Consider the following 23750-nt stretch of genomic DNA (forward strand, 5'->3'; position numbering starts at 1 on the left):
AATTGTGGCGCTCTAAACGCGAAAACATGCGATTTTCCGCTGTTTTTAGCCTTACAGGAACGCAGTTTCGTCGAAGGAACGCAATTTTCGGCTGTGAATTCTCTCTAGCGGCATGCGGCGCAACAGTTCCATCGCGCGAATGCCGATCATCAAATGCCGTGCAACCTGCGATTTATAGAAATCCGAGGCCATTCCGGGCAGTTTCAACTCGCCATGAAGCGGCTTGTCAGAAACGCAGAGCAGCGTGCCGTAGGGAACGCGGAAACGGTAGCCATTGGCGGCGATGGTCGCACTTTCCATATCCAGCGCGACGGCGCGGGACTGGCTAAGGCGTTGCACCGGGCCGGATTGATCGCGCAATTCCCAGTTGCGGTTGTCGATCGTGGCGACCGTGCCGGTGCGCATGATGCGTTTCAGCTCATAGCCTTCGAGCTGGGTGACCTGCGCCACCGACTGCTCTAGCGCGATCTGAATTTCGGCCAGCGCCGGGATCGGCACCCAGACCGGCAGATCGTCGTCGAGCACGTGGTCCTCGCGCAGGTAGCCATGCGCCAGTACGAAGTCGCCCAAAGCCTGCGTATTACGGAGACCGGCGCAGTGGCCGACCATCAGCCACGCATGGGGGCGCAGCACGGCGATATGATCGGTCGCTGTTTTGGCGTTGGATGGGCCGACACCGATGTTGACCAGCGTGATCCCAGAGCCATCCGCACGTTTCAGGTGATAGGTCGGCATCTGCGGGGTTTTCAGCGTCTCGGGTAGAGGCGCATCGGGGTCGCTGATCTCGGCATTGCCGGTTGAGACGAACGACGTGTAGCCGCTCTCCGGGTCGCGCAGCATGGTCCGGGCGTATTGCTCGAACTCTGTCACATAGAACTGGTAGTTCGTGAAAAGAACATGGGTCTGAAAATGCTCTGGATCGGTGGCGGTGTAATGCGCTAGCCGAGCGAGCGAGTAGTCGACACGCTGCGCCGTAAAGGGCGCAAGCGGGCGCACATCATCTTCGGGAACATAGGTGCCATTTACGATATCGTCGTTGGTGGTGCTCAGATCCGGCACGTCAAAGACATCGCGCAGGGTGAAATCGGCGGCACCCTCTTGCGGCACATTCATGGCATTATCGCCGCCCATGGCGAAATGCACCGGGATCGGCGTGCTAGAGGGGCCGATAATCACCGGTTGGTCGTGGTTTTCAATAAGCAGCCCAATCTGCTGGATCAGGTAATTCCGAAACAGATCAGGCCGTGTGATCGTCGCGGAAAAACTGCCGGGAGAGGAGACATGGCCAAAAGAGAGCCGCGTATCGACATGGGCATAGGAGGAAGTGCGAAAACGCACTTCGGGATAGAAGGCGCGAATGCGGGCCTCGGGAGCCGTGGTCTGCATTGCTTTGGCAAAGCCATCGCGCAGGAACTGGGTGGCGTTGGTGTACAGTTCGGTCAGCCGGTCCACGGCGGCGGTGGCATCGCGAAACTCTTCGGGGTTCGGGGTGTCCGGTGTCAGGATTGTGGTCATGTTTGCGGCTCTAACAATGGGATGATTTCAAATTTCTGCACATCGACCAGCCCAAGGTCCGAGATCCGCAATTCTGGGATCACCACAAGGGCCAAGAGAGAGTGCTGCATATAGGCGTTGTTCAGTTTGCAGCCGCAGTCGATCATCGCCTGCACGAGGGCTTCGGCATCGGCGGCCACCTCAGCGGCGGGGCGATCTGACATCAATCCGGCGATAGGGAGGGCGACAAGCGCCAATTCTTCGCCGTCGCGGAAGATCGTGATGCCGCCGCCAACCTCCCGCAGCCGGTTGGCGGCCAGCGCCATTTGTTCGGCATCAGTTCCCACGACAATCATATGGTGGCTGTCATGCGCCACGGTAGAGGCCATCGCCATGCGCCCCTCGTAGCCAAAGCCCGAGACGAAAGCGTTGGTGACTGTGCCGGTGGCGCGGTGGCGTTCGACCAGCGCGATCTGGCAGACCTCGCCCGTGGCCTGCACCCGGCCTTCGGTGACCGGCAGTTCAAACTTCAACGCACGTGTTGGCGCTTGGTTTTCGACCACGCCGATGACATTGGCCGTGACGGCGTTTGCGCCTTCGGGGGCGGGGATGTCGAAGGCATCGGCGCTTAGGTCGCGGGCCATATTGACGGTGCTGCGTGCCATATCGGGCCAGTCGTAATGCGGGCAATCGACTCGGCATTCGCCGTCTTCCGCGACAACCTCGCCACGGGCAATGACCATTTCGACGGGCAGTGTCTTAAGGTCCGACGACAGGATCACATCCGCACGGCGGCCCGGTGTCAGCGAACCGATCTCGCGCTCTAGCCCGAAATGTGTTGCAGTGTTGATCGTTGCCATTTGCAGCGCGACCAGAGGGTCGCAGCCGCAGTCGATGGCATGGCGGACCACGCGGTTCATATGCCCTTCATTGGTGATGGTGCCGGAGTGGCTGTCATCGGTGCAGAGGATCATATTGCGCGGGTCGAGGCCCTTTTCGGTTATCGCGGTGATTTGGGTTTTCACGTCATACCACGCGCTCCCCAGCCGGATCATCGATCGCATCCCCTGCCGCATCCGCGCCACTGCGTCGGCTTCGCAGGTGCCTTCGTGGTCATCCGCCGGGCCACCAGCGACATAGGCGGCAAAGGCGGGGCCGAGGTCGGGGGAGGCATAATGCCCGCCGACGGTCTTGTTCGCGCGTTGCGTCGCTGCAATCTCGGCCAGCATTTGCGGGTCGGCATTGCTGACACCGGGGAAATTCATCATCTCGCCCAAGCCGATAATACCGGGCCATGCCATCGCTTCGGCCACATCCTCGGCGGTGATCTCAAAGCCTGTCGTCTCCAGCCCCGGCGCAGAAGGCGCGCAGGAGGGCATCTGGGTGAAGATGTTGATGGGCTGCATCAGCGCTTCGTCATGCATCATGCGCACGCCGTTCAGGCCCAGCACATTGGCGATCTCATGTGGGTCAGTGAAGGCCGAGGTCGTGCCATGCGGGATCACGGCGCGGGCGAACTCGGCTGGGGTGAGCATGGTGGATTCAATATGCATATGCCCGTCACAGAGTCCGGGGACCATATAGCGGCCCTTTGCCTCGATGATCTGGGTGTTGTCGCCACGGCAATGGCTGGCATCCGGTCCGACAAAGGCGATGCGCCCGGCGGCAATGGCGATGTCATGATCGGGCAGGCATTCGCGGGTGTGCACATTTACCCAGATGCCCCCGGTGATGATCGTGTCAGCGGGGCGCCGTCCGGCGGCGACTTCGACCAATTGCGCGGCCACATCGGGCCAAGAGGGGAATGTTTTATCTGTCATGGCCAAAGGTGACATAGGGGCGGGGGAGGTTCAAGCAGGCGGGCATGATGAAAAGGCGCGACATGTTGCCAGAGCGCGACGCATGGGGCTAACTGTGGACCAAGGTAATGACGGGACGGTCGGATGAATTTTCTCTTTGTGCATCAGAACATGCCCGGTCAGTACCGGGAATTGCTGCAATGGTTGGCCCAAGCGGGCGGCCATCGCATTTATTTCCTCACCCAACGTCAAAACGCGCCAAAGCTTTCGGGGGTCGAAACCCGTGTCTACCGTTCGCATCATCGGCCGGATGCCAAAGCCTACGGTCTGTCAACCGTCTGGGAAGAGGCCGCAGGCAATGGATTTGGGGCGGTCATGGCCGCGCAGCAGATCGAAGAAAAAGAAGGCTTTCGTCCCGATATCATCATCGGCCATATCGGCTGGGGGGAGTTGAGCTTTTTCAAACAGCTTTGGCACGATGTGCCGATCATCGGCTATTTCGAATATTACTATAACATGACCGGCGGCATGGTGGGGTTTGACCCTGCCGAGAAAATCTCGGCCCATGCGCCCTATCTGAACCACGCGCGCAACCTTGTGCCGCTGGCGAATATAGAAACCGTCGATCTGGGCCATTGCCCGACCTATTGGCAGCGTGATCGTTTCCCGGAAAGCTTTCATCGCAAGCTGTATGTCTGTCACGATGGTATCCGCACCGATCAGTTGCTACCGGACCCGGATGTCAGTTTAAGGCTGGGGCGCTTGGCGCAACCGGTGACGCGCGACGATGAGATTGTGACCTATGTGGCGCGCAATTTGGAAAAGACGCGGGGCTTTCACACGATGATGCGTGCCTTGCCGCGTATCCTGCGCGAGCGACCGAATGCGCGGGTGGTGATCGTCGGCGGCAATGAGGTGTCCTATGGGAAGCAAAGCGACCACCCCGGCGGGCTGCGCGGAGAGATGGCAACGGAACTGGGCGATACCGTCGATTGGGAGCGGGTGCATTTCGTGGGCAAAGTGCCTTACCCTGATTTCATGAAGCTTGTGCAGATCAGTCGCTGCCACATCTACCTGACGATGCCCTTTGTGCTGTCATGGTCGCTGCTAGAATCCATGTCGATGCAAGCGACGATTGTCGCCGCGGATGTGGCCCCGGTACGCGAAGCGGTGACCCATGGAGAGACCGGGCTTTTGGTGGATTTCTTTGATCCTGATGCCTTGGCCGCGCAGGTGGTCGATGTGTTGGCCAATCCTCAGGACCATGCGCATCTTGGTCCGGCTGCACGGACGCATGTGGTCGAAAATTATGATTTTCTGACCTGCTGCCTGCCCGAGCACCTTGCGCAGATCAACGCGCTGGTACCCGAGGACAAGCAGATCATCTGAGCTTAGATTCAGAGATTTCCGGCTGTGTTCACAAGGCCAAAGACCGATCCGACGATGCCTAGAATGGTGCGTGTATCGGATAGCGGTGTCTCGGTCGCCAGTACCAGATCGCCGGATTGAATATGAAAATTTCGGGCCGAGAAAAGCCCGTCAGAACTTGTCAGATCAAGCGTGAAAACAACCCGCGTGCGGCGTGGGCCGCGCACGCCGGCACTGACCGCGCTGGCAGGGTATTCGCGCAGGATCAAGATGCCCTCGGGGTCGGCACGGGAATCGTTCACGCCCCCAATGATCGCTAGCGCATCCAGCGCCGAGACATCATCGCGGTTAAAGGGAAACTGTGCCTCGCTCCCTGCGGCACCCAGCGACAGGAAATAACGCCGATCTTTCTCGACGATCAGTTTGTCACCGCCGATCAGGCGTGTGTCGAGGCTTGGGTTCTCATAAAGCCGATCAATGGAGGATGCGCTTTTGGCCGTGGCCGGCATTGGAGAGGCGGCACCGCGCCTGCCGGATGCTCTAGAGAATGATGACCTCTATCCCGATTTCGCTTGGTCCATCGGCCCCTATGTATCCCCCAGCTATTTCGACCCGGAAGAGCCGGTTCGCCTTGATGGCGGCATAGAGGCCACGGCGGCCTATCGACCTGCACCGGGTTGGACGATCGCGGGCGGGCTAAAGCATCGCTTGTTTGGCAATGTCGGCGATAAATCCCAAGACAGCAATTCCGTTCTGCCACATGTTCGCACCGATGGGCCGCGCTATGCGAATGAAGGCGAGACATTCATCGACAACGCCTATGTAAGCAAGCAATGGAAGGCCGGAAACGATCTCTATGCGCGGGTCTCAGCGGGCTATCTAGAGCGGATGTTCGGCGGCGTCTCGGCTGAGCTTTTGTGGAAGCCGGTGAGCAGCAACCTCGCCCTTGGGGTTGAAGCAAACTACGTGAAGCAACGCGACTATGATGGCGGTTTGGGTTTTCTCGACTACAGCGTCGCGACGGGCCATGTTTCGGCCTATTACGAGATGGGCAGCGGCTATCACGGGCAGTTGGACGTAGGCCGCTATCTGGCAGGGGACGTCGGCGCGACGGTCACCCTGACGCGCGAATTCGCCAACGGCTGGAAGGTCGGCGGGTTCTTCACCATCACGGATGTTTCGGCTGATGATTTCGGCGAAGGCTCCTTTGACAAAGGGATCAACCTGACGATCCCAATCGGTTGGTTCCTTGGCGAACCGGACAAGCGCAGCGTTTCGACCACGATCCGGCCCATCCAACGCGATGGCGGGGCGCGGCTTGAAGTGCCGGGTCGTTTGTATGAACAGGTGCGCAGTGGCCACCGCAACGCATTAGAAGATCAATGGTCGAGGGTCTGGGAATGAAGCATCTTGCAACCGGCCTTCTTCTGATCGCCAGCCTTGCTTTGACCGCCTGTGCCGGTGGCGGGCGCGAAGCGGAACGCAGCCCGTTGTTCAGCGCGGGCAGCACGCTGTTCACCATTCTCAAGGCCCGCACGGGGCCAGAGGCACCCGCCAAGGGCAAGGTCACCGTGACCCGTGCGTTGCTCGACAAAACGCCCGGCGCGGTGTTGCAGGTGGTGCCGGAAAAGACGGGGTTGCAAGACTTCCTCCAGCGGGTTGCTCAGCGATCCGATGGCACACCGGGCACGGTCGAAGTCTGGCAATCGTCCGATCAGATACAGGTCATTCTGCGGGAAGGCGTTTTGGTGGGCACCAAGGGGCTGGGCGGTGACATGCGTTCTGCTGAGGCTCAGACGGTGATCGCGGCGCGCGACGGACAGGGCGGCGGGGGCGAACGGCTGATTACGCTTGCGCGGCTGGATGGCACGGCGCAGACGGTGCCCTTTGCTTGCGATGTGACGCATCTGGGGTCCGAGACGATCCAGATCGTGGATCGGCGCCTGTCGGCCCGTCACTTCCGCGAAGACTGCGCCTATGGCGAGACCACCTTTAGCAATGACTATTGGGTAGAGGCTGGCACAGGCAAAATCCGCCGCTCGCGGCAATGGGCCGGGCCGCAGTTTGGCTATATGGCGATTGATCTGTTGAAAGATTAAATTCACCGCTTGGTGCTTGTGACCAGAGCCCGCGTGGGCCACTTTGACAGCATGGATAAGACGCTTCTTTCACTTGGCCACGGCTACAGCGCCCGCGCATTGGCCGCGCGGCTGATCCCGCAAGGCTGGCGCATCATTGGGACCACCCGCAGCCCTGAAAAACTGGATGAAATCGCCGCGACCGGTGTGGAGCCTATGCTTTGGCCCGGCGACGATGTGATCCCGCTTTTGCAGCATGTTCCTAACCTCTTGGTCTCGGCCGGGCCGGGGCCAGAGGGCGACCCGGTGCTGTTGGACCTGCACAATGAAATCGCCGCCGCCGCCCCCCATCTGCGATGGGTCGGCTATCTGTCGACCACCGGTGTCTACGGCGATCACGGCGGCGATTGGGTGGATGAAAATACACCTCTCGCCCCCTCAACCCGACGCGGTGCAGCGCGGGTGCAGGCCGAGGCCGCATGGGGCGCGATCCCAGACCTGCCGCTGCATATCTTTCGGCTGGCGGGCATCTACGGCCCCGGTCGGGGGCCGTTTGCCAAGGTGCGCAAGGGCACGGCACGGCGGATCATCAAGCAGGGCCAAGTCTTTTCGCGCATCCATGTGGAGGATATCGCGCAGGCGCTGGAATTGTCGCTGGCCACGCCGCAACCGGGCGCGGTCTATAACCTTTGTGATGACGATCCCGCCCCGCCGCAGGACGTGATTGGCCATGCTGCCGACCTCCTGGGCTTGCCGCTGCCTCCGGCTGTGGATTTTGAAGCGGCCGAGATGACCCCCATGGCCCGCAGCTTTTATGCAGAGAGCAAGAAGGTGCGGAACGATCACGCCAAGGCAGCGTTGGGCTGGCAACCGATCTACACTGATTATCGCTCTGGTCTGGCCGCTCTTTTGGGAGCGGAGGACTGAACCCGAGGCTCTGCATGCGTCAAGACGAACACACGTTGGCCCATCTGCTGGACAGCATGGAGCGCGCGGCAGAGAAAGAAGCGGTGTCGATCAACGATGTACTGCATGAGATCGGCGACCGCTCAATCACACCGTTGATTTTGATCGTGGCGCTGCTGCTGGTCTCGCCGTTGTCGGGCATTCCCGGCGTGTCTACGATGGCGGCTCTGATCATCATTCTGCTGGCGGTACAGGCGGTCACCGGGCGGCGCAGGCTTTGGATGCCGAAATTCCTGCTGCGCCGTGAGATTGCCGGCCACCGGTTAAGCGGTTGCGTGCGGTTTCTGCGCCGTCCCTGCGCCTTTGTTGATGGGCGTTGCAAGCCTCGGCTTCAGTTTCTGACCACGGGGAAAATGCGTTTTATCACGCTCGTCATGGTGACGATTATCCCCTTCGGCTGGCCCTTTATGGAGGTGCTTCCGATGATGTCATCGCTGGGTGCTGGCACCGTGGCGCTGCTGGTTTTCGGCCTTTTCACCCGCGACGGGTTGTTCGTGCTTTTGGGTTATCTCTGCGTGGCGATAACGCTTGCCGCGGGCACCCTGCTGGTGCTGACCGCCGCCAACAGTTAGGCGCGCTGCGCGTCCAGATCGCCGATGCCGAGCACCTCAAGCACTTTGGCGGTGATTTGGTCGGCGTTCATACCCGCAACCGCATACATATCCGTCGGGTTGGCCTGATCGATAAAGATGTCAGGCAGCACCATGGAGCGGAACTTGAGCCCCTTGTCAAAGACCGCTTCATCGGCAAGCAGTTGTGCCACATGGCTGCCAAAGCCGCCCACTGCGCCCTCTTCGATGGTGATCAGCGCTTCGTGATCCTCGGCCAGTTTGAGGATCATATCCCGGTCCAATGGCTTGGCAAACCGCGCGTCGGCGATGGTGGGAGTGATGCCTTTGGCGTTCAGTGCTTCGGCGGCCTTTTCGACCTCTTCTAAGCGGGTGCCAAAGGACAAAAGCGCGACCTTGCTGCCCTCCCGGATAATCCGCCCCTTGCCGATCTCAAGCGGCGTGCCGCGCTCTGGCATCTCGACCCCGCGCCCTTCGCCGCGCGGATAGCGGAAGGCGATGGGTCCATCGTCATGCGCAGCGGCAGTGGCAACCATGTGGCGCAACTCGGCCTCATCTGCGGCGGCCATCACCACGAAACCCGGCAGGTTGGCAAGGAAGGCCACGTCGAATGCGCCCGCGTGGGTCGGCCCGTCGGCCCCCACCAGCCCGGCGCGGTCGATGGCGAAACGCACGGGCAGGCGCTGGATTGCGACATCATGCACGACTTGGTCGTAACCGCGTTGCAGGAAGGTCGAATACATCGCGCAGAAGGGTTTCATCCCCGCAGCGGCAAGCCCCGCACAAAAGGTCACGCCATGTTGCTCGGCGATGCCTACATCAAAGCAACGGCTGGGATAGCGTTCGGCGAATAGATCCAGCCCGGTGCCATCGGGCATCGCGGCGGTCACGGCGCAGATCTTGTCGTCCTCGGCAGCCTCGGCCAGCAGGCTGTCGGCGAAAACGCGGGTATAGCTGGGCGCGTTGGAGGGGGACTTCTTCTGCTCTCCCGTTACCACGTTGAACTTGGCCGTGGCATGGCCGCGATCCCGCGCGGCCTCGGCAGGGCCATAGCCTTTGCCTTTTTGTGTCTGGATATGGATCAGGATCGGACCTGTCGCGCGTTGTTGCACTGTGCGCAAGACGGGCAGAAGCTGATCCATGTCATGCCCGTTGATTGGCCCGAGATAGGAGAACCCGAGGTTCTCAAACAGAGTACCGCCCACGGCCATGCCCTTGAGCATATCTTTGGCGCGTTTTGCCCCTTCGCGGAAGGGTCCGGGCAGCAGGCTCACCGCGCCTTTGGCGGCGGCTTTGAAATCTTGAAACGGCGCTTCGGCGTAGAGACGGCTGAGATAGCTCGACATCGCGCCGACGGGCGGGGCGATGGACATCTCGTTGTCGTTCAGAATAACGATCAGACGCTTCTTCAGGTCGCCCGCGTTGTTCAGCGCCTCATAGGCCATGCCCGCGCTCATCGCGCCATCACCGATCACGGCGATCGCATCGCCCAAACCTTCGGGGATCACGCCGCCCAGATCACGCCCAACGGCGAACCCCAATGCCGCTGAGATCGAGGTCGAACTATGCGCCGCGCCGAACGGATCATAGGGGGATTCACTGCGTTTCGTGAAACCCGAAAGCCCGTCTTTCATGCGCAGGCTGCGGATGCGGTCGCGGCGTTCGGTGAGGATCTTGTGGGGGTAACACTGGTGGCTTACGTCCCAGATGATCTTGTCGCGCGGGGTGTCAAAGACCGCGTGCAGCGCCACGGTCAACTCTACCACACCAAGACCCGCGCCCAGATGCCCACCAGTTTCCGATACCGCTGAAATCGTCTCGGTCCGCAGCTCGCGGGCGACTTGCGTCAACTCTGCATCGGAAAGGCGCTTTAGGTCCGCGGGGCGGGTGATCTGATCTAGCAGGGGTGTGTCAGCGGTGTCACTCATCGGGGGCCTTTCTGGTGCCGGTGCGGCGCATGTGCCGCTCGACTAGCTGTCGCGGGCAATAACGAAGGCGGCAGCGGCTCGCAAGCTCTGCGCCTCTTGTCCATAGTCAGATAGGGCGTCACAGGCCATGTCCACCAATTCGGCGGCGCGGGTTTTGGCCCCCGCCAACCCAAGGTGCGACACAAACGTTGCTTTGCCCGCCGCGTCATCTTTGCCCACGGCCTTGCCCACGGTCTCGGCGTCGCCTTCGACGTCAAGGATGTCATCGGCGATCTGGAATGCAAGGCCAAGGTGTTTGGCGTAGGCCCCAAGGGCGGTGGCATCGGCACCGGCCATGCGGGGGCCAGCCATAGCAGACCATTCGATCAACGCACCGGTCTTGCCCGCCTGAAGCGCCGTGATCTCGGCCAGCGAGAGCGGCGCGGGGGCGGCTTCGGCGGCGATATCTAGCGCTTGGCCGCCGACCATACCGCCCACACCTGCCGCTTGCGCAAGGCTGGTCATCAGGGTCAGACGCGCCTCCGCAGGGCAGGCAAGCTGTCCGAGCAGTTCAAATGCCAGCGTTTGCAGCGCATCCCCGGCCAGAACGGCGGTCGCCTGATCCCACTTGCGGTGCACGGTGGGCTGGCCCCGGCGCAGATCGTCGTCGTCCATACAGGGTAGATCGTCATGCACCAGCGAATAGGCATGCAACGCTTCGATCGCGCCCGCTGCCGGGGCGGCCATGCCGGGGGCGATACCGTGCAGCCGGGCAGATTCGATCACCAGAAAGCCGCGCAGCCCTTTACCACCACCGCAGGCATAGCGCATTGCCTCGGCCACCGGGCCTTTGCGCTCGGTCAAGGCCGCTTCGATCTGCGCTTGTGCCAGATCACGGGCATGGGCAAGCGCCTCTGCCAAGGAAAGGGGGGTGGGCTGGAAGGTCATGCAGGCGGTCAAAGCCCTTCGACGGGTTTCAGCCCATTCGGGTTGCCATCGCCATCCAGCGTGATCGCGGCGACTTTTTCTTCGGCCTCTTTCAGCTTGGTTTCGCAGCGCGCCTTAAGCTTGGCCCCGCGTTCGTAGAGCGCGATGCTTTCGTCCAGCGCGACATTGCCATTTTCAAGCTGGCCCAAGACTTTTTCAAGCTCGGCCATGGCGGTCTCAAAGTTCATCTCTTCTACGGGTGTGTCAGACATTACGCGCCTCGTTGGTCGGAATTTCGCGCGACAATAGAACTTCGCGCCGCGCATTGCTAGCGGGCTTGCGTGATGAATTTTACCGGCCCGTTTGGGCAGGCGGGCCTAGCTCAGTCCGGCGCCAGCATATAGCCCGCGCCGCGCACGGTTTGCAGGTATTGCGGCTGTTTCGGATCGCTTTCGATCTTGCGGCGCAGGCGGGTGATCTGAACATCAACCGCGCGTTCCTGCGCTTGGCCCCGGTCGCGGCCCAATTCTTCGACCAGTTTGGACCGGCTGAGGGCGATACCGGGTTGCGCGGCAAAGATCTTCATCAGTTGCACTTCGGTCGCGGTGAGGCGTACCAGATCGTCGCCCTGCCACATCTCGCCCCGCTCCATGTCATAGCGGATCACGCCGAGCGACAGGACTTTTGGCGCGGCATCGGCGGCAGAGGTATCGGGCATACGGCGCAAGATCGCATTGATGCGCAGCAGCAGTTCTTTCGGCTCAAAGGGTTTGGGCAGGTAATCATCGGCCCCGGCCTCCAACCCTTCAATGCGGTTGTCTGTCTCGCCCTTGGCGGTCAGCAGCAAGATCGGCGTTTGCAGGGTTTCGCGCAACGATCGGGTCAGCGCCATGCCGTCTTCGCCGGGCATCATCACGTCGAGCACGATGAGGTCGAATTCCAACCCGGCCAGCACCCGGCGGGCATGGGCGGCATCGCGGGCGGTGCTGACCAGAAAGCCATGCCGCATCAAGAATTTCTTCAACAGGCTGCGGATGCGTTCATCGTCGTCGACAACCAGCAGGTGCGCGTCAAGCTCGTTCATGGGGCGCTTTCGCGCAGCCGGTCAAAGCTTTGGCGCATTTCAGGGTCCATCATGGCCTCCAATACCGTTCTGAAACCGGCCACGGCGTCGGGCCCGGCGGTGCGAAAGGCCAGCCGCATGCGCGCGCGCTGAGCGTCCGATAGCTCCTGTTCCAGCTTGCGACCCTCGTCGGTCAGGAACAGATGCCGCTCGCGCTTGTCATTGCGGCCAACCTTGCTTTGCACCAGACCATCGGCGATCAACGTGCGCAAGACACGGTTGAGCGATTGTTTCGTGACCCCAAGGATGTTGAGCAGGTTGTTCACTGTCGTGCCGGGGGCGCGGTTGATAAAGTGGATGGCGCGGTGATGCGCGCGGCCATAGGCCATATCGGCCAGAATCCTATCGGGATCCGCAGTAAAACCGCGATAGGCAAAGAACATCGCTTCAATCCCCTGCCGCAGTTGTTCGTCGGTCAAAAACAGAAGGCTGTCGCCACTGCTAGGGGCCATCATGCGCCCGTCAGCCATAGTATATCTCATTCTCTCTCGGGCCTGTTGGGGGTCAGTTTACGTCAGCGTTGTTGACATTCCAATAGTGAAAGGCTATCGAATCCCGTGTTTTGCGCAATTAAATGTCGATATTGAGTTGATACAGCGCAATTTTTGAAAAGATAGCGGGTCATTTGGAGGGGAAACACCATGGCAGGCGGATATGACAACCGGGACGGGCACATCTGGATGGATGGCAAAATGGTCGAGTGGCGCGAGGCCAATGTCCACATCCTAACCCATGCGCTGCACTATGCGTCTTCGGTGTTCGAGGGCGAGCGCGCCTACAACGGCAAGATCTTCAAAAGCCGGGAGCATTCCGAGCGTTTGAAGCGCTCGGCCGAAATGATCGACTTTGAGATCCCCTACACCATTGACGAGATCGAAGCCGCCAAGGCCGAAGTCCTCGCCGCCTCTGGCCTGCAAGACGCCTATGTGCGCGCGGTCGCATGGCGCGGTGTTGGCGAAGACATGGGTGTCGCCTCGGCCCGCAACCCGGTGCGCTTGGCTATCGCGGCATGGGAATGGGGTGCCTATTACGGTGACGCCAAGATGAAGGGCGCCAAGCTCGACATCTCCAAATGGAAGCGCCCCTCGCCTGAGACGATCCCAAGCCACGCCAAGGCGGCGGGTCTCTATATGATCTGCACCATGTCCAAACACGCCGCCGAAGCAAAGGGCTGTTCGGACGCGATGATGTACGACTACCGCGGCTATGTGGCCGAGGCGACGGGCGCGAATATCTTCTTCGTCAAGGATGGCGAAGTGCACACGCCGACGCCTGATTGCTTCCTTAACGGCATCACCCGTCAGACGGTCATTGGCATGTTGAAAGACAAGGGGATTACCGTCCACGAGCGCCACATCATGCCCGAGGAGCTGGAAGGCTTTGAGCAGTGCTGGCTGACCGGCACCGCCGCCGAAGTGACCCCGGTGGGGCAAATCGGCGACTGGAAGTTTGAGGTCGGCGCGCTGACCCGTGAGATTGCCTTGGACTATGAAAAGCTGGTGCGCAGCTAAACGCTGCCGCCGAACTTTGCCAAAGTTACCCCGCCGTCCTGCAAACCCTTGCGGACGGCGGTTGCGATTTGAACGGCCTCTGCCGTGTCGCCATGCAGACAGATCGTGTCGATCCGCGTGGGGATGTGTTTGCCGCTTTCGGTGATGATCGCGCCGGCTTTGACCATCTCGACCATCCGCGCCGCGGCGGTGTTGGCGTCATGGATCACGGCACCCGGCTTACTGCGGTCGACCAGCGTGGCGTCATCGTTATAGGCGCGGTCGGCAAAGATTTCTCCGGCCCAGTTGCAGCCTAGTGATTTCACCGCCCGTTCCTGCGCTGTGGAGGCGAGGACCATGACGATGAGATCGGGCGCCACGCTCAGCGCCGCCTCATAGAGATCGCGGGCCAAGCCTTCATCCTCAGACGCCATATTTGCCAGCGCCCCGTGCAGTTTCAGATGCCGCACTTCGGCCCCGACGCTCCGCGCCATGCCGACGCTTGCCGCGACCTGATAGCGGATTTGGTTCTGCAAGGTGCTGCGCGGCACCGAGAGGCGGTTGCGGCCAAAACCAGCGAGGTCCATGAACCCCGGATGCGCGCCGATGCCGACGCCGTTTTCATGGGCCATCCGCATCGTCGCCGCCATCACATCCGCGTCACCCGCATGGCCACCGCAGGCGATGTTGGCCGAGGTCACGACCTTCAACAGTGCCGCGTCGTCGCCCATCGTCCAAGGGCCAAAGCTTTCGCCCATGTCGGCGTTCAGATCGACGGATGTCATGGCTTGTCCTTTTCGAAGGGGTCGGCGGTGGCCGAGACCACGCCGGAGATCAGTTGATAGCCCAAGAGGTCACGGATCCGCGCGGGATCGCGCAAGAGCGGTTGGCGGCGCTTGGGTAGGGTAGCGAGGTCGGCGCGGTGGCGCGTCTCGGCGGCGAGGGCTTCGTCGAGGTCGATAAACTCGAACTGCAGCGCCGCGCCGGGCTGCGCCTGCGCGACGATCGGCAGGTCGCAGGGGATCACCGTGCCAATGCGGGGGTAGCCGCCGGTGGTCTGACATTCACACATCAGCACGAAGGGCGCGCCGTCGCCAGTGATCTGGATGTCGCCGGGGGTGATGACCTCAGAGACGATGGTAAGCTGCCCGCCGGTCGCGAAACCCTCGCCCTCGTGATCCATCCGTGCGCCCATGCGGTTGGCGCGGGCATCGCGGCGGAAGGTGGTTTCGGTAAAGCGCGCACGGGTTGCCTCGTCAAAGGCGTCGGTCTGCATGGAGGCGACGATGCGAACACGCTCCGCGCCAAAGCGGCTGTCGCGGGGCAGGGTCAGGTTCGTCTCTCCGCCCTTGTCCGCCCCCAGCGGCAGGGTCTCACCACTTTGCAGCAGCGCGCCCATGCCAGCGGCCAGATGGCTTGAGCGTGACCCCATCACCGGCTCAACATCAAAGCCGCCGCCCACATGCAGGTAGCCGTAAGCCCCGTCCCGCCCGCCGCCGATGGTCAGTTTGGCCCCCGCAGGCAGCAGGTGGCTGGCGTTCCATGCAATCGGGTCACCGTCGATGCTCACTTGCATCTGCGCGCCGGTCAGCGCGATGCGGATGTCTTGATCGGCATGAAAACTGCCGCCGCTGCCCGCCATTTCAATTGCCGCACAGTTCGGGTCCTGGCCCAGCAAGGCGGCCCCTTCGTGCAGGGCGGTCGGGTCCGCCGCACCGCCATGGGTCAAGCCCAAAGCCCGGTAGCCGGGGCGGCCAAGGTCTTGGACCGTCATCGTCGGGCCAGCTTGGAAGATGGTCAGCGTGCCGCTCATGTCAGCGCCTCCCGCTCGGCACCGCCGGTGGGGTCATCGGCGATGCGGTCGAACTCTTGCCGGGTGATCGACGGGAATATCAGCTCATCGCCCGGCGACAGGGGGAAGGGCATGTCGCTGCCAGGTCGGAAGGTGCGAAAGGCCGTCTGGCCGATATGCCGCCAGCCGGTGGGGGAGGCATTGGTGAAGATGATCAACTGCCGGATCGCGACGACCAGCGAGCCCGGCGGCACCGATTTCGTCAGCCCCTGTTGGCGCGGAATGTCCCAATGCGGGGGCAGTTCGCCCATATAGGGCTGGCCGGGGGCGAAGCCGATGGTCAGCACCCGCACCCGCGCCTGCGACAGTTCCGCGATCGCCGCGTCGGGGTCGAGGCCCGCGGCCTCGGCGGCCTCCTCCAACTGCGGGGCAAGATCGGTGCCATAGACGGTCGGCACATGCCACAGGCTACGTCCGGCGGGGAGGGCTTCGGCGAACCAGTCGCGGGCTTCGAGTAATCCGCGCAGACGGTCGGTCATCTTTGCGATGGCCTCCTGCGAAACCTCAAACTGCACTAAGGTCGACACCAGCGAGGTGCTCGTCTCGCTCACCTCGGGCCAGTCCTGCTCCTCTACCGCCGCGCGAAAGGCGAGGGCGGCGCGGTTGGCGGGTTCGGACATCTTCTCGGCAAAGGTGACCAATAGGCCAGAGAGACCGACGCTGCGGATGCGGGGCCAGTCAGTCATCGGAGAGCATCCTTTCGTAAAGGCGCGGCAGCAGCACCGGGGTCAGATACATCGGCAGTTGCCAGCAGCCGATAAAGATCATCAAGGGCGCGACGACCTCGGCAGGCAGCGCCACGAGGAACAGCGCGATATTGCGGTTGCCTGCACCAATCGCCAGCGGGCCGGCCACGGCGCGCAGCGGGCCGCGCCGGGTCAGCAGCAATGTGCCCGCTTGCAACAGATAGCTTAGGGCGAAGGCCAGCACCGTCCAGCCCGCCACCGCCCAAGGATCGCTCCGCAGCGCGTGGTTGAGTGCCGCCATGAGCCCGATGACGATGACCGAGAAGGCCAGCACCGACGCCCCGTCGAGCGCCTCGATCTGACGCGCTGAGGGGCGCGGCAAGAGGACATGGCGCAGGGCAAAGCCCAAGCCCGTCGCCCCAAGGATCACCGCCAACAGACGCAGCGCGGCTTGGGCCACGTCCGAGGCTGGTCCGAGTTGCGGCAGCAAGGCCAAGACCGGCAGTACCGTCAGCGGAAAAGCCGCGGTGCCCAGCACCATCAGTTGCATCATCCGCCCGGCGTCGAGCCGCAGCAACAGGGCAAGGTTGACGCTGCCCGTCAGCGCTGGGGCCGCGGCGGCCAGCGTCACGGCCAGTGCGGCGGGGGTCTGCCCCAGCCCGGCCAGCACGAAGCCCCCCAACAGCGCCAGCGGCAGCAGCGTCTGCAAAGCCAGCACTGAGGCCAGCCCCCAAAGCAGATCCCGTACAGCCCCGAGTGCCGCGCGATGCCCGATCCTGAGCGCGGTGATCGTCAGCAGCGCGGCCACCATCTGCGGCAGCCAGTCGGCCAGCGCCGCCGCAAGGCTGGGCAGTCCCAGCCCCGCCAGCAGCCCCACGATCAGGCAGGCCCGCGCATGGCGCGAGGCCAGTCTGAGGATATGCAGCATGATTGATCACCCGCTGGCCGGGCCGCTGCGCAAGTTTTCAGGCAACCACGTCGCCACCTCGGGGAACCAGATCAGCACGAAGACCATGAAGACCATGATTGCAAACATCGGCAGCGCGGCCTTGGTGATATAGCCCATCTCGTGATCGGTCATGCCTTGCAGCACGAAAAGGTTAAAGCCAATCGGCGGGGTGATCTGCGCCATCTCAACCACGACCACAACGAAGATGCCGAACCAGATCAGGTCGATGCCTGCGCCACGCACCATCGGCTCCACCACGGCCATGGTCAGCACGACCGAGGAAATCCCGTCGAGGAACATGCCCAGCACGATGTAGAAGACCAACAGCGCCATCAGCAGCTCGAACCGCGACAGTTCCATCGCCGCGATCCCGTCGGCCAGCGCCCGGGGCAGGCCGGTGAACCCCATCGACAGTTTCAGGAACGCCGCGCCAGCAAGGATCAGCGCGATCATAGCGGAGGTGCGCATCGCACCCATCAGGCTTTCGCGGAAGCTGTGCCAGTTCAGCGAACCTTGGAACAGCGCCAGTGTCAGCGAGCCGATGACGCCAATCGCGGCAGCCTCGGTCGCGGTGGCAAGGCCCAGATACATGGAGCCGATCACGACCGAGATCAGCGCAAAGACCGGCAGCAGGAAGCGCGAGTTGCGCAGCTTGTCGGCGAAGCTCATGTCGGTCTCGACATCGGGGTTCCAGTCTTTCGACAGCTTGCTGGTGATTGCGACATAGCCCATGAACATCAGCGCCAGCAGCAGGCCGGGCATGACCCCCGCAAAGAACAGCTTGGTGATGCTTTCGTTCACCGTCACCCCATAGACGATCAGCGCCAGCGAGGGGGGGATCATCAGGCCCAACGTGGCAGCGCCCGCCAATGTGCCTATGATCATCTTCTCAGGATAGTTGCGCGCGCGAAGTTCGGGGATCGACATCTTGCCCACAGTTGTCAGTGTCGCGGCAGAGGAGCCGGAGACAGCGGCAAACACGGTGCAGCCGACGATATTGGTATGCACCAGCCCGCCCGGTAGTTTCGCGAGCCAAGGCGACAGCCCGCGAAACATGTCTTGTGACAATCGCGTGCGGTAAAGGATTTCACCCATCCAGACAAAGAGCGGCAGGGCTGTCAGCGTCCAGCTAGAGGAACTGGCCCAGATCGTGGTGATCATCGCGTCGCCGACGGGGCGCGTGGTGAAAAGCTCCATCCCGACCCAAGCCACGCCCATCAGGGCCAAGCCGACCCAGACACCGGTGCCGAGCAGGAAGAACAGGACGATTAGAAACAGGGCAATGGCATAGATCTCGGTCATGGCGTCATTCCCCGAAGCTTTGATCGACTAGGTCACGGGTGACGCGGTGGTCGCCCTTGAAGATGAGGTGCAAAAGGTTGTCCGTCAGCGCGATGGCGAGGATGCCGCCGCCGATGACCATGACAGATTGCGGTATCCACAGCGCGGTGGCGTCTTGGTCTTGGCTGACCTCGTTGAACTTCCACGACCAGTAGACGAACCAATAGGCGTAATAGGTGAAATACCACGCAACCGCCGCCGCCACGGCGAAACACCAGATATCAAGCAGCCGCTTCCCGCCCGTGCTGAGGGCGTTGAGCAGGATCGACACGCGGATATGCGAGCCGCGGTTGAGCGCATTGGCAAAGGCAAGGAAACTGGCCCCGGCCATGGCATAGCCTGCATAGCTGGCAGCGCCCGGAAAGACATTGCCGGTCCAACGGGCGACCATCTGGGCCACGATCAAGGTGAGGATGGTCACAAGACAGAGCGCCGCAAGTGCTCCCGCCCCGGTATAAAGCCCGTCTAATAGTCTGCGCAGCGTCTTCATCCGACCCTCCCTAAATCATGCACCAGCATGAGAACGGCGGCCCCGAAACAGGGCCGCCGCAAGTTGTGCGATTATTGCATCGCCTTATAGTCATCGACGATTGCTGCGCCGTCTTCGCCAGCGGCTTCAAGCCACTCTTGCGTCATTGTTTCACCCACTTCACGCAGGCCGGACATCAGCTCTTCGCTGGCTGGCTCCACCTTCATGCCGCCTTCGCGCAGCCCATCATAGGTGAACTGGGTGTAGTCCTTGGAGGCTTGCAAGCCGCGCTCTTCGGCCTCGGTGGCGCAGGTGGTGATCGCCTCTTTGTTGGCGTCCGTGACTTCGGCCCAGACATCGGCGTTCACCATCACGTAGTTGCGCGGCAGCCAAGCGTCGACTTCGTAGAAATGGGTCAGGCTTTCCCAGACCTTCTGGTCATAGCCGGTGGCCCCCGAGGAAATCATCGATTCCGCCACGCCGGTGGCGAAGGCTTGGCTGACTTCGGCGGCCTCGATGGTGACGGGCGACATGCCGGTCAGTTCGGCGAGACGCGCGGTGGTGTTGTTGTAAGAACGGAATTTCACGCCCTTCATATCCTCGACCGAGCCGACCTCCTTTTTGAAATAGAGACCTTGAGGCGGCCATGGCACGTTATAAAGCAGGACGAGGTTTTGCTCTTCCAGCACGGCTTCGACTTTGGGCTTAGCTGCTTCCCAAAGCTTCGCGCTCGCCTTAAAGGACGGCGCGAGGAAGGGGATGGAGTCAAAGCCGAAAACCGCGTTTTCGTTCTGGTGGCCGGAAAGCAGACGCTCGCCCAGTTGGACCTGCCCGGTCTGGATCGCGCGTTTGATGTCGGCCCCAGCGAAAAGCGCGCCGCCCGGATGCACGGTGATCTCAATCTCGCCGCCAGTGGCTTCGGTCACGCATTCGGCGAATTGCACGCCGTTCTCGGAATGGAAGTTCGAGGCCGAATAGGCCATCGGCATATCCCATTTCTCGGCCGCGAAGGCAGGCATGGCGGTGCCCAGTGTCAGGGCGGTCATGGCCGCGCCGGCCATCAGTCTTGCTGTCAGTGTCATGTGGTTTCTCCCTTGTTTATTTGCGTGCGCGCTTGGCGTTATCTGTCAAAGCGCTGGGGGTGATACGGGGTTAGATCCGTGTTTGGCGGCTGCCCCGTGATCAATCCGGCGATCAGTCGGCCCGTTTTCGGCCCGCCCGTCAACCCAATGTGGTGGTGCCCGAAGGCGGTATAGACCCGGCTCGTCCCGATCTGCCCGATCAGGGGCAGAGAGTCGCTGGGGGCGGGTCGGTGCCCCAGCCATTCGATCTCTTCCTCGGCGGTGAGGTTCGGAAAGGCGGCCTTGGCCTGACGGCGCAGCAGCGCCAAGGGCGCTTTGGTTGCGCCCGCCTCTAGCCCGCCGAATTCGACGATCCCGGCGCAGCGCAGCCCGTCGGCCATCGGCGTGGCGACGAATTTGCCTGCTGCCATCATGGTGGGGCGCGACGGACCGCCCTCTGCATCCTTGAAGACGATATGGTAGCCGCGTTCGGATTCCAGCGGCACGTTGATCCCCAGCTTGCGCATCAGTGGTTTCGACCAGACGCCGGTGGCCAGCAGCACGTCGTCGCAGGACAGCGGGCCTTGGTCGGTCAAGACTGAGGTGACCTCTTCATCAAGGATCGTGATGTCCTCAACCTCGGCCCGTTTGATGGTGCCGCCCATTCCCTCAAACGCCTTGGCCAGCGCCCGAACATAGCCGCCGGGGTCGGCGATGAAGCCGTGGTCGGCCAGTCGTGCGATACAGGTGATCTGCGGGCCATAGGCCGGGTCGAATTCCCTGACCGCGCCGCTCTCGATGATCTCTGGCACGAAGCCCGCATCGCGGCGGAGCGCCCATGTATAGGCTTCGGCCTCGAAGGCCGGGCGGCTGGTATAGGCAAAGCAATAGTCGCTATCCCGGACCCAATCCTCCAACCCTAGATCGGCACAGAGGGCTTTGTGTTGCGCTACGCTGTCGCTGACGATGGGCGCCAACCCGGCAGAGATGCGGCGGGTGTCGGCATCGTTGGCGTGGGCCATGTAGCGGCGCAGCCACGGCAGCAGGCGGGGCAGATAGGGCCAGCGTAGGAACAGCGGAAACTCGGGGTCGCGTAGCATCCCCGGCGATTTCCGCAGCAGGCCCGGCCCGGTCACCGGCGCAACGCCCGCCGCCGCCAGCACGCCACCATTGCCATGCGAGGTGCCGCGCCCCGGCTCAGACCGGTCCAGCAACGTTACCTCCGCCCCGGCGCGGCGCAGCCAGATCGCGGCAGAGACGCCGACAATCCCGGCGCCGATAACGACGACATGTTGGGTCATGTTAGGAGGCTTTCGGATTTTGGTCGCATCATGGGTTGGTTCCTTTTCAGCATCTTTACATAAAAAATCACCACGTCAACAAAATGCTGATAAAATGTCATCGTTGGCGTTTCTCTTGCCCAGTGTGAGCATCAGATGCACCTTGCGCCTTGTTCTGACTACCAATTAATGGCCATCGGCCGGGTTAATGTAGCCGTTTTGCAGGCGTAAAGGGTCAATCGGGCGGAAACGCCCGATTTTCTTGTTTTGGCGAAGTAAATGGTGTAAGGACTGGTTCGCTCTTGTCCCTGAAGGTTCTGGGGCGGTGAAGCGGCGTTCAAAAACGGATTTATGACTTTTTTGCTAACTGGCGGTCGCTCCGATATTCAACCTAAATTCAGACGCTTCAAATCCCACGGTGCGCGAGCTGTCGGGGCGCGGAGTTTTCGGGTGGGCGTCCTGCCGCGACTCGTCGAATTGCTCTCCTGTCGGTATCCGGAGTGTTCCAATAAAAATGGGCGGCTTGCGCCGCCCTATGTCAGGAGTTTCTGTTTCCTCTAATGTAAACGCCAAACCCGTAGTGCGCTTTCGATGCGCAAGTAGGCATTCAGCGCTTCATGCCTTGAGTGATGCCCATAACAAGATGGGCACTGATAACTGTCAGCGTCCGTTTCTTCGATTTGGTACCCCAGGGCCAAAACGCCTCGAAAGCGAGCGGGGCCAGGGAAACCGAATGCGTGGCGGAACTTGTAACCGCAAGGCCAGCGATCTCGAGGTCGCGTTGGGTATAGTGCCGACCAACCAGCACACGCGCTTTCGAGAGTGGAAAACGCTGATTGAGCCACAGCGTGATATCGCAGTTATCCTGCTCTGGGCCGAACGTTCCAGGATGGTCCTTAAGGCGGCTCTCTTGGCTAATTTGTAATATGCAGCCCGGGTCACCGAGCATGGAAAAACTTACCATGGATCTCGCTGATCCGGGCTCCGTGCCACTGAGCCATATCGGCTGCCGCGAAGTTTCGCTCAGTGCTGATCTTGTCGAGCGATGAACGCGACTGGTCCGCGAGAAAGCGGGTGATTTCGTTCACGGCATCTTCGATCGCATCCGCATCCGGGAAAGGATGGCTGAATGCGCTATGCAGTCGGCACAAGGCCTCGAAGCCGGCTGGATCGTCGAGCGCGTCGAGCAGGTTGCAAAGCCTGGCGCCATTGTAACGCAGGTGTCTCTCAGTCGCAGCGACCGCGTCGTAGCGGGTCTGGCTGATATTCGCAGTGTCTGTGCTGAGCATGTCTGTCTCCCTTGCATGCATGAATGGTGTTGGTGTTGCCTGATTCATCGGCGTCATGTTTTCTGCGGTTGGGAGATGCGTGGTATTCGGCAAGATCCTTTTCGGTAGAATTCGAAGGCTGGTTTTGGTGCTGGTGATGGTGCTGGTAACGAGAACATTGGTCGTTCTTTTGGGAGACGAAGAAGAAATCTGCAGCACGGGTTACTTTTTTGATCATTACGCTTTGCAGAAGATGGTCTTTTCAGGTTGGATATCTTGTTCTGCGCCCCAGAAGAATGCCGCGGACAGCGCGCGTTGCGCCGCCGGCGAAGCACTTCAGGTGGCCATCTGCGCCGGAAGGTCGAGCGCCTGCCCATCCCGGTTCGTGTTCAGGTCGCTAATGTCGATCAATAGATCATAGAGCCGGTCGGTGAGCAGGCAGAGTTCCTCCACTTCGGCGCTGGCGGGATCGAGGAGGGCTCAAGACGATAAGTCGGGTTCGAAAGCATTTATGACAGGGTCTAAAGAAAGGAGGCGGTGGAGATCGACCAACCTGCGCCGCATTGGGTGGTCAAGGCGTGGTGCCTCGCGCAATCGCAACACCGCATATTCAAGGCCAATGCGTTTCGACATGATCTGTGAGGCCAATGGTATCGAGCATCGCCTTACCAAGCCAAACCATCCGTGGAGCAACGGTCAGGTGGAGCGCATGAACCGCACGATCAAAGACGCGACGTTCGAGCGTTTCCACTACGATGACCACGACCAACTGCGCACTCACTTGGCGGACTTCATGGCAGCCCGCAACTTCGCGCGCAGGCTCAAGACCCTCGGCGGTCTCACGCCCTACGAATGCATCTGCAAGTTCTGGACATCCGAGCCAGACAGATTCATCCTAAACCCGATCCACCAGATGCCGGGACTGAACACCTAGACGGGGCGGCTCTGTCGAAACATACGCACAAGCAGCCAGATCGAAAATGCCAACATCACCACGCTGATCGGAGACTTCAGCAAGAACAGGGGATCACACCGCCGGATGCGGTGAAACTGCCGCGGATCAAGCCCTCTAGCGCCGGTGCGAGTAGAAAGCCTATTACGAAGGGCAAGATCGAAATCGGCC

At 61.5% G+C, this 23750-nt stretch carries 24 protein-coding genes and 1 pseudogene; 7 read left to right on the top strand and 18 right to left on the bottom strand.

The annotated features are described in order from the left end of the window. Positions 1 to 51: 51 nt before the first annotated feature. Positions 52 to 1515: an AMP nucleosidase gene (locus DSM110093_RS01180; RefSeq protein ID WP_093927729.1), complete on the bottom strand. Its 1464-nt coding sequence runs from the start codon at positions 1513 to 1515 to the stop codon at positions 52 to 54. Beyond that, the gene (gene ade, locus DSM110093_RS01185; protein ID WP_243266330.1) at positions 1512 to 3314 is read right to left on the bottom strand and encodes an adenine deaminase; all 1803 of its coding nucleotides are present in this window, start codon (positions 3312 to 3314) and stop codon (positions 1512 to 1514) included. The genes DSM110093_RS01180 and ade overlap by 4 nt, the downstream gene beginning before the upstream one ends. A gap of 123 nt (positions 3315 to 3437) precedes the next feature. On the opposite strand from ade, the gene DSM110093_RS01190 reads away from it, so the two are divergent. Then, complete coding sequence (locus tag DSM110093_RS01190; protein ID WP_243266331.1) at positions 3438 to 4682, top strand: glycosyltransferase family 4 protein; 1245 nt, start codon at positions 3438 to 3440, stop codon at positions 4680 to 4682. Between the two features lie 8 nt (positions 4683 to 4690). On the opposite strand, the gene DSM110093_RS01195 is transcribed toward DSM110093_RS01190, so the two are convergent. Then, a complete protein-coding gene (locus tag DSM110093_RS01195; protein WP_243266332.1) occupies positions 4691 to 5170 on the bottom strand; it encodes a hypothetical protein in 480 nt (159 codons plus the stop codon). Here DSM110093_RS01195 and DSM110093_RS01200 point away from each other — a divergent pair. From DSM110093_RS01200 to DSM110093_RS01215, 4 genes are read left to right on the top strand one after another with little or no spacing between them, the layout of a single operon-like run. Then, entirely contained in the window at positions 5139 to 6065 is a 927-nt protein-coding gene (locus DSM110093_RS01200; protein ID WP_243266333.1) for a YjbH domain-containing protein, read from the top strand. The two genes, DSM110093_RS01195 and DSM110093_RS01200, sit on opposite strands and share 32 nt — an antisense overlap. Further along, positions 6062 to 6760 (top strand): YjbF family lipoprotein, encoded by a 699-nt coding sequence (locus DSM110093_RS01205; RefSeq protein WP_243266334.1) that lies wholly within the window; start codon positions 6062 to 6064, stop codon positions 6758 to 6760. Before DSM110093_RS01200 ends, DSM110093_RS01205 begins: the two co-directional genes overlap by 4 nt. A gap of 51 nt (positions 6761 to 6811) precedes the next feature. Continuing rightward, complete coding sequence (locus DSM110093_RS01210; protein ID WP_243266335.1) at positions 6812 to 7666, top strand: SDR family oxidoreductase; 855 nt, start codon at positions 6812 to 6814, stop codon at positions 7664 to 7666. Between the two features lie 14 nt (positions 7667 to 7680). Then, entirely contained in the window at positions 7681 to 8277 is a 597-nt protein-coding gene (locus tag DSM110093_RS01215; RefSeq protein WP_243266336.1) for an exopolysaccharide biosynthesis protein, read from the top strand. Here DSM110093_RS01215 and dxs read toward each other — a convergent pair. From dxs to DSM110093_RS01240, 5 genes are all read right to left on the bottom strand, one after another. Continuing rightward, the gene (gene dxs / locus DSM110093_RS01220; protein WP_243266337.1) at positions 8274 to 10202 is read right to left on the bottom strand and encodes a 1-deoxy-D-xylulose-5-phosphate synthase; all 1929 of its coding nucleotides are present in this window, start codon (positions 10200 to 10202) and stop codon (positions 8274 to 8276) included. The genes DSM110093_RS01215 and dxs overlap by 4 nt on opposite strands. 42 nt (positions 10203 to 10244) lie before the next feature. Further along, positions 10245 to 11129, bottom strand: coding sequence for a polyprenyl synthetase family protein (locus DSM110093_RS01225; protein ID WP_243266338.1), 885 nt, complete (start codon positions 11127 to 11129; stop codon positions 10245 to 10247). A gap of 8 nt (positions 11130 to 11137) precedes the next feature. Then, positions 11138 to 11380 (bottom strand): exodeoxyribonuclease VII small subunit, encoded by a 243-nt coding sequence (locus tag DSM110093_RS01230; RefSeq protein ID WP_067264990.1) that lies wholly within the window; start codon positions 11378 to 11380, stop codon positions 11138 to 11140. Between the two features lie 110 nt (positions 11381 to 11490). After that, positions 11491 to 12192, bottom strand: coding sequence for a response regulator (locus DSM110093_RS01235; protein ID WP_093927741.1), 702 nt, complete (start codon positions 12190 to 12192; stop codon positions 11491 to 11493). Next, positions 12189 to 12701, bottom strand: coding sequence for a MarR family transcriptional regulator (locus DSM110093_RS01240; RefSeq protein WP_243266339.1), 513 nt, complete (start codon positions 12699 to 12701; stop codon positions 12189 to 12191). Before DSM110093_RS01240 ends, DSM110093_RS01235 begins: the two co-directional genes overlap by 4 nt. A gap of 171 nt (positions 12702 to 12872) precedes the next feature. Between DSM110093_RS01240 and DSM110093_RS01245 the strand changes: the two genes are divergently transcribed. Continuing rightward, positions 12873 to 13742: a branched-chain amino acid aminotransferase gene (locus DSM110093_RS01245; protein ID WP_243266340.1), complete on the top strand. Its 870-nt coding sequence runs from the start codon at positions 12873 to 12875 to the stop codon at positions 13740 to 13742. Here the strand turns inward: DSM110093_RS01245 and DSM110093_RS01250 are convergent. From DSM110093_RS01250 to DSM110093_RS01295, 10 genes are all read right to left on the bottom strand, one after another. Next, the gene (locus DSM110093_RS01250; RefSeq protein ID WP_243266341.1) at positions 13739 to 14506 is read right to left on the bottom strand and encodes a 5-oxoprolinase subunit PxpA; all 768 of its coding nucleotides are present in this window, start codon (positions 14504 to 14506) and stop codon (positions 13739 to 13741) included. The genes DSM110093_RS01245 and DSM110093_RS01250 overlap by 4 nt on opposite strands. Then, the gene (locus tag DSM110093_RS01255) at positions 14503 to 15534 is read right to left on the bottom strand and encodes a biotin-dependent carboxyltransferase family protein (protein WP_243266342.1); all 1032 of its coding nucleotides are present in this window, start codon (positions 15532 to 15534) and stop codon (positions 14503 to 14505) included. Before DSM110093_RS01255 ends, DSM110093_RS01250 begins: the two co-directional genes overlap by 4 nt. Next, entirely contained in the window at positions 15531 to 16259 is a 729-nt protein-coding gene (locus DSM110093_RS01260) for an allophanate hydrolase subunit 1 (protein WP_243266343.1), read from the bottom strand. The genes DSM110093_RS01255 and DSM110093_RS01260 overlap by 4 nt, the downstream gene beginning before the upstream one ends. Further along, positions 16252 to 17187: a hypothetical protein gene (locus DSM110093_RS01265; protein ID WP_243266344.1), complete on the bottom strand. Its 936-nt coding sequence runs from the start codon at positions 17185 to 17187 to the stop codon at positions 16252 to 16254. Before DSM110093_RS01265 ends, DSM110093_RS01260 begins: the two co-directional genes overlap by 8 nt. Positions 17188 to 17193: 6 nt before the next feature. Beyond that, complete coding sequence (locus tag DSM110093_RS01270; protein WP_243266345.1) at positions 17194 to 18510, bottom strand: TRAP transporter large permease subunit; 1317 nt, start codon at positions 18508 to 18510, stop codon at positions 17194 to 17196. Between the two features lie 4 nt (positions 18511 to 18514). Then, a complete protein-coding gene (locus DSM110093_RS01275; RefSeq protein WP_243266346.1) occupies positions 18515 to 19039 on the bottom strand; it encodes a TRAP transporter small permease in 525 nt (174 codons plus the stop codon). Positions 19040 to 19110: 71 nt separating this feature from the next. Next, positions 19111 to 20100, bottom strand: a complete 990-nt coding sequence (locus DSM110093_RS01280) for a TRAP transporter substrate-binding protein (RefSeq protein WP_243266347.1) — start codon at positions 20098 to 20100, stop codon at positions 19111 to 19113. A gap of 38 nt (positions 20101 to 20138) precedes the next feature. Continuing rightward, positions 20139 to 21380: an FAD-binding oxidoreductase gene (locus DSM110093_RS01285; RefSeq protein WP_243266348.1), complete on the bottom strand. Its 1242-nt coding sequence runs from the start codon at positions 21378 to 21380 to the stop codon at positions 20139 to 20141. A 586-nt stretch (positions 21381 to 21966) separates the two neighbouring features. Then, the gene (locus DSM110093_RS01290) at positions 21967 to 22308 is read right to left on the bottom strand and encodes a hypothetical protein (protein WP_243266349.1); all 342 of its coding nucleotides are present in this window, start codon (positions 22306 to 22308) and stop codon (positions 21967 to 21969) included. Further along, positions 22298 to 22846 (bottom strand): hypothetical protein, encoded by a 549-nt coding sequence (locus DSM110093_RS01295; RefSeq protein WP_243266350.1) that lies wholly within the window; start codon positions 22844 to 22846, stop codon positions 22298 to 22300. The genes DSM110093_RS01290 and DSM110093_RS01295 overlap by 11 nt, the downstream gene beginning before the upstream one ends. Positions 22847 to 23252: 406 nt before the next feature. Between DSM110093_RS01295 and DSM110093_RS01300 the strand changes: the two are divergent. Then, positions 23253 to 23561: pseudogene (locus DSM110093_RS01300) on the top strand (integrase core domain-containing protein); the annotation flags it as partial. Positions 23562 to 23750 lie beyond the last annotated feature (189 nt).

Source organism: Sulfitobacter sp. DSM 110093, assembly GCF_022788715.1.
GTDB lineage: Bacteria > Pseudomonadota > Alphaproteobacteria > Rhodobacterales > Rhodobacteraceae > Sulfitobacter.

Bases quoted from the DNA above. Each gene is read 5' to 3' on its own strand.
- DSM110093_RS01225 (WP_243266338.1), bottom strand. From the start codon at position 11,129: ATGACCTTCCAGCCCACCCCCCTTTCCTTGGCAGAGGCGCTTGCCCAT.
- DSM110093_RS01265 (WP_243266344.1), bottom strand. From the start codon at position 17,187: ATGCTGCATATCCTCAGACTGGCCTCGCGCCATGCGCGGGCCTGCCTG.
- DSM110093_RS01195 (WP_243266332.1), bottom strand. From the start codon at position 5,170: ATGCCGGCCACGGCCAAAAGCGCATCCTCCATTGATCGGCTTTATGAG.
- ade (WP_243266330.1), bottom strand. From the start codon at position 3,314: ATGACAGATAAAACATTCCCCTCTTGGCCCGATGTGGCCGCGCAATTG.
- DSM110093_RS01275 (WP_243266346.1), bottom strand. From the start codon at position 19,039: ATGAAGACGCTGCGCAGACTATTAGACGGGCTTTATACCGGGGCGGGA.
- DSM110093_RS01280 (WP_243266347.1), bottom strand. From the start codon at position 20,100: ATGACACTGACAGCAAGACTGATGGCCGGCGCGGCCATGACCGCCCTG.
- DSM110093_RS01270 (WP_243266345.1), bottom strand. From the start codon at position 18,510: ATGACCGAGATCTATGCCATTGCCCTGTTTCTAATCGTCCTGTTCTTC.
- dxs (WP_243266337.1), bottom strand. From the start codon at position 10,202: ATGAGTGACACCGCTGACACACCCCTGCTAGATCAGATCACCCGCCCC.
- DSM110093_RS01285 (WP_243266348.1), bottom strand. From the start codon at position 21,380: ATGACCCAACATGTCGTCGTTATCGGCGCCGGGATTGTCGGCGTCTCT.
- DSM110093_RS01190 (WP_243266331.1), top strand. From the start codon at position 3,438: ATGAATTTTCTCTTTGTGCATCAGAACATGCCCGGTCAGTACCGGGAA.
- DSM110093_RS01210 (WP_243266335.1), top strand. From the start codon at position 6,812: ATGGATAAGACGCTTCTTTCACTTGGCCACGGCTACAGCGCCCGCGCA.
- DSM110093_RS01250 (WP_243266341.1), bottom strand. From the start codon at position 14,506: ATGACATCCGTCGATCTGAACGCCGACATGGGCGAAAGCTTTGGCCCT.
- DSM110093_RS01290 (WP_243266349.1), bottom strand. From the start codon at position 22,308: ATGCTCGGTGACCCGGGCTGCATATTACAAATTAGCCAAGAGAGCCGC.
- DSM110093_RS01230 (WP_067264990.1), bottom strand. From the start codon at position 11,380: ATGTCTGACACACCCGTAGAAGAGATGAACTTTGAGACCGCCATGGCC.
- DSM110093_RS01260 (WP_243266343.1), bottom strand. From the start codon at position 16,259: ATGACTGACTGGCCCCGCATCCGCAGCGTCGGTCTCTCTGGCCTATTG.
- DSM110093_RS01245 (WP_243266340.1), top strand. From the start codon at position 12,873: ATGGCAGGCGGATATGACAACCGGGACGGGCACATCTGGATGGATGGC.
- DSM110093_RS01240 (WP_243266339.1), bottom strand. From the start codon at position 12,701: ATGGCTGACGGGCGCATGATGGCCCCTAGCAGTGGCGACAGCCTTCTG.
- DSM110093_RS01200 (WP_243266333.1), top strand. From the start codon at position 5,139: ATGGAGGATGCGCTTTTGGCCGTGGCCGGCATTGGAGAGGCGGCACCG.
- DSM110093_RS01205 (WP_243266334.1), top strand. From the start codon at position 6,062: ATGAAGCATCTTGCAACCGGCCTTCTTCTGATCGCCAGCCTTGCTTTG.
- DSM110093_RS01215 (WP_243266336.1), top strand. From the start codon at position 7,681: ATGCGTCAAGACGAACACACGTTGGCCCATCTGCTGGACAGCATGGAG.
- DSM110093_RS01255 (WP_243266342.1), bottom strand. From the start codon at position 15,534: ATGAGCGGCACGCTGACCATCTTCCAAGCTGGCCCGACGATGACGGTC.
- DSM110093_RS01235 (WP_093927741.1), bottom strand. From the start codon at position 12,192: ATGAACGAGCTTGACGCGCACCTGCTGGTTGTCGACGACGATGAACGC.
- DSM110093_RS01180 (WP_093927729.1), bottom strand. From the start codon at position 1,515: ATGACCACAATCCTGACACCGGACACCCCGAACCCCGAAGAGTTTCGC.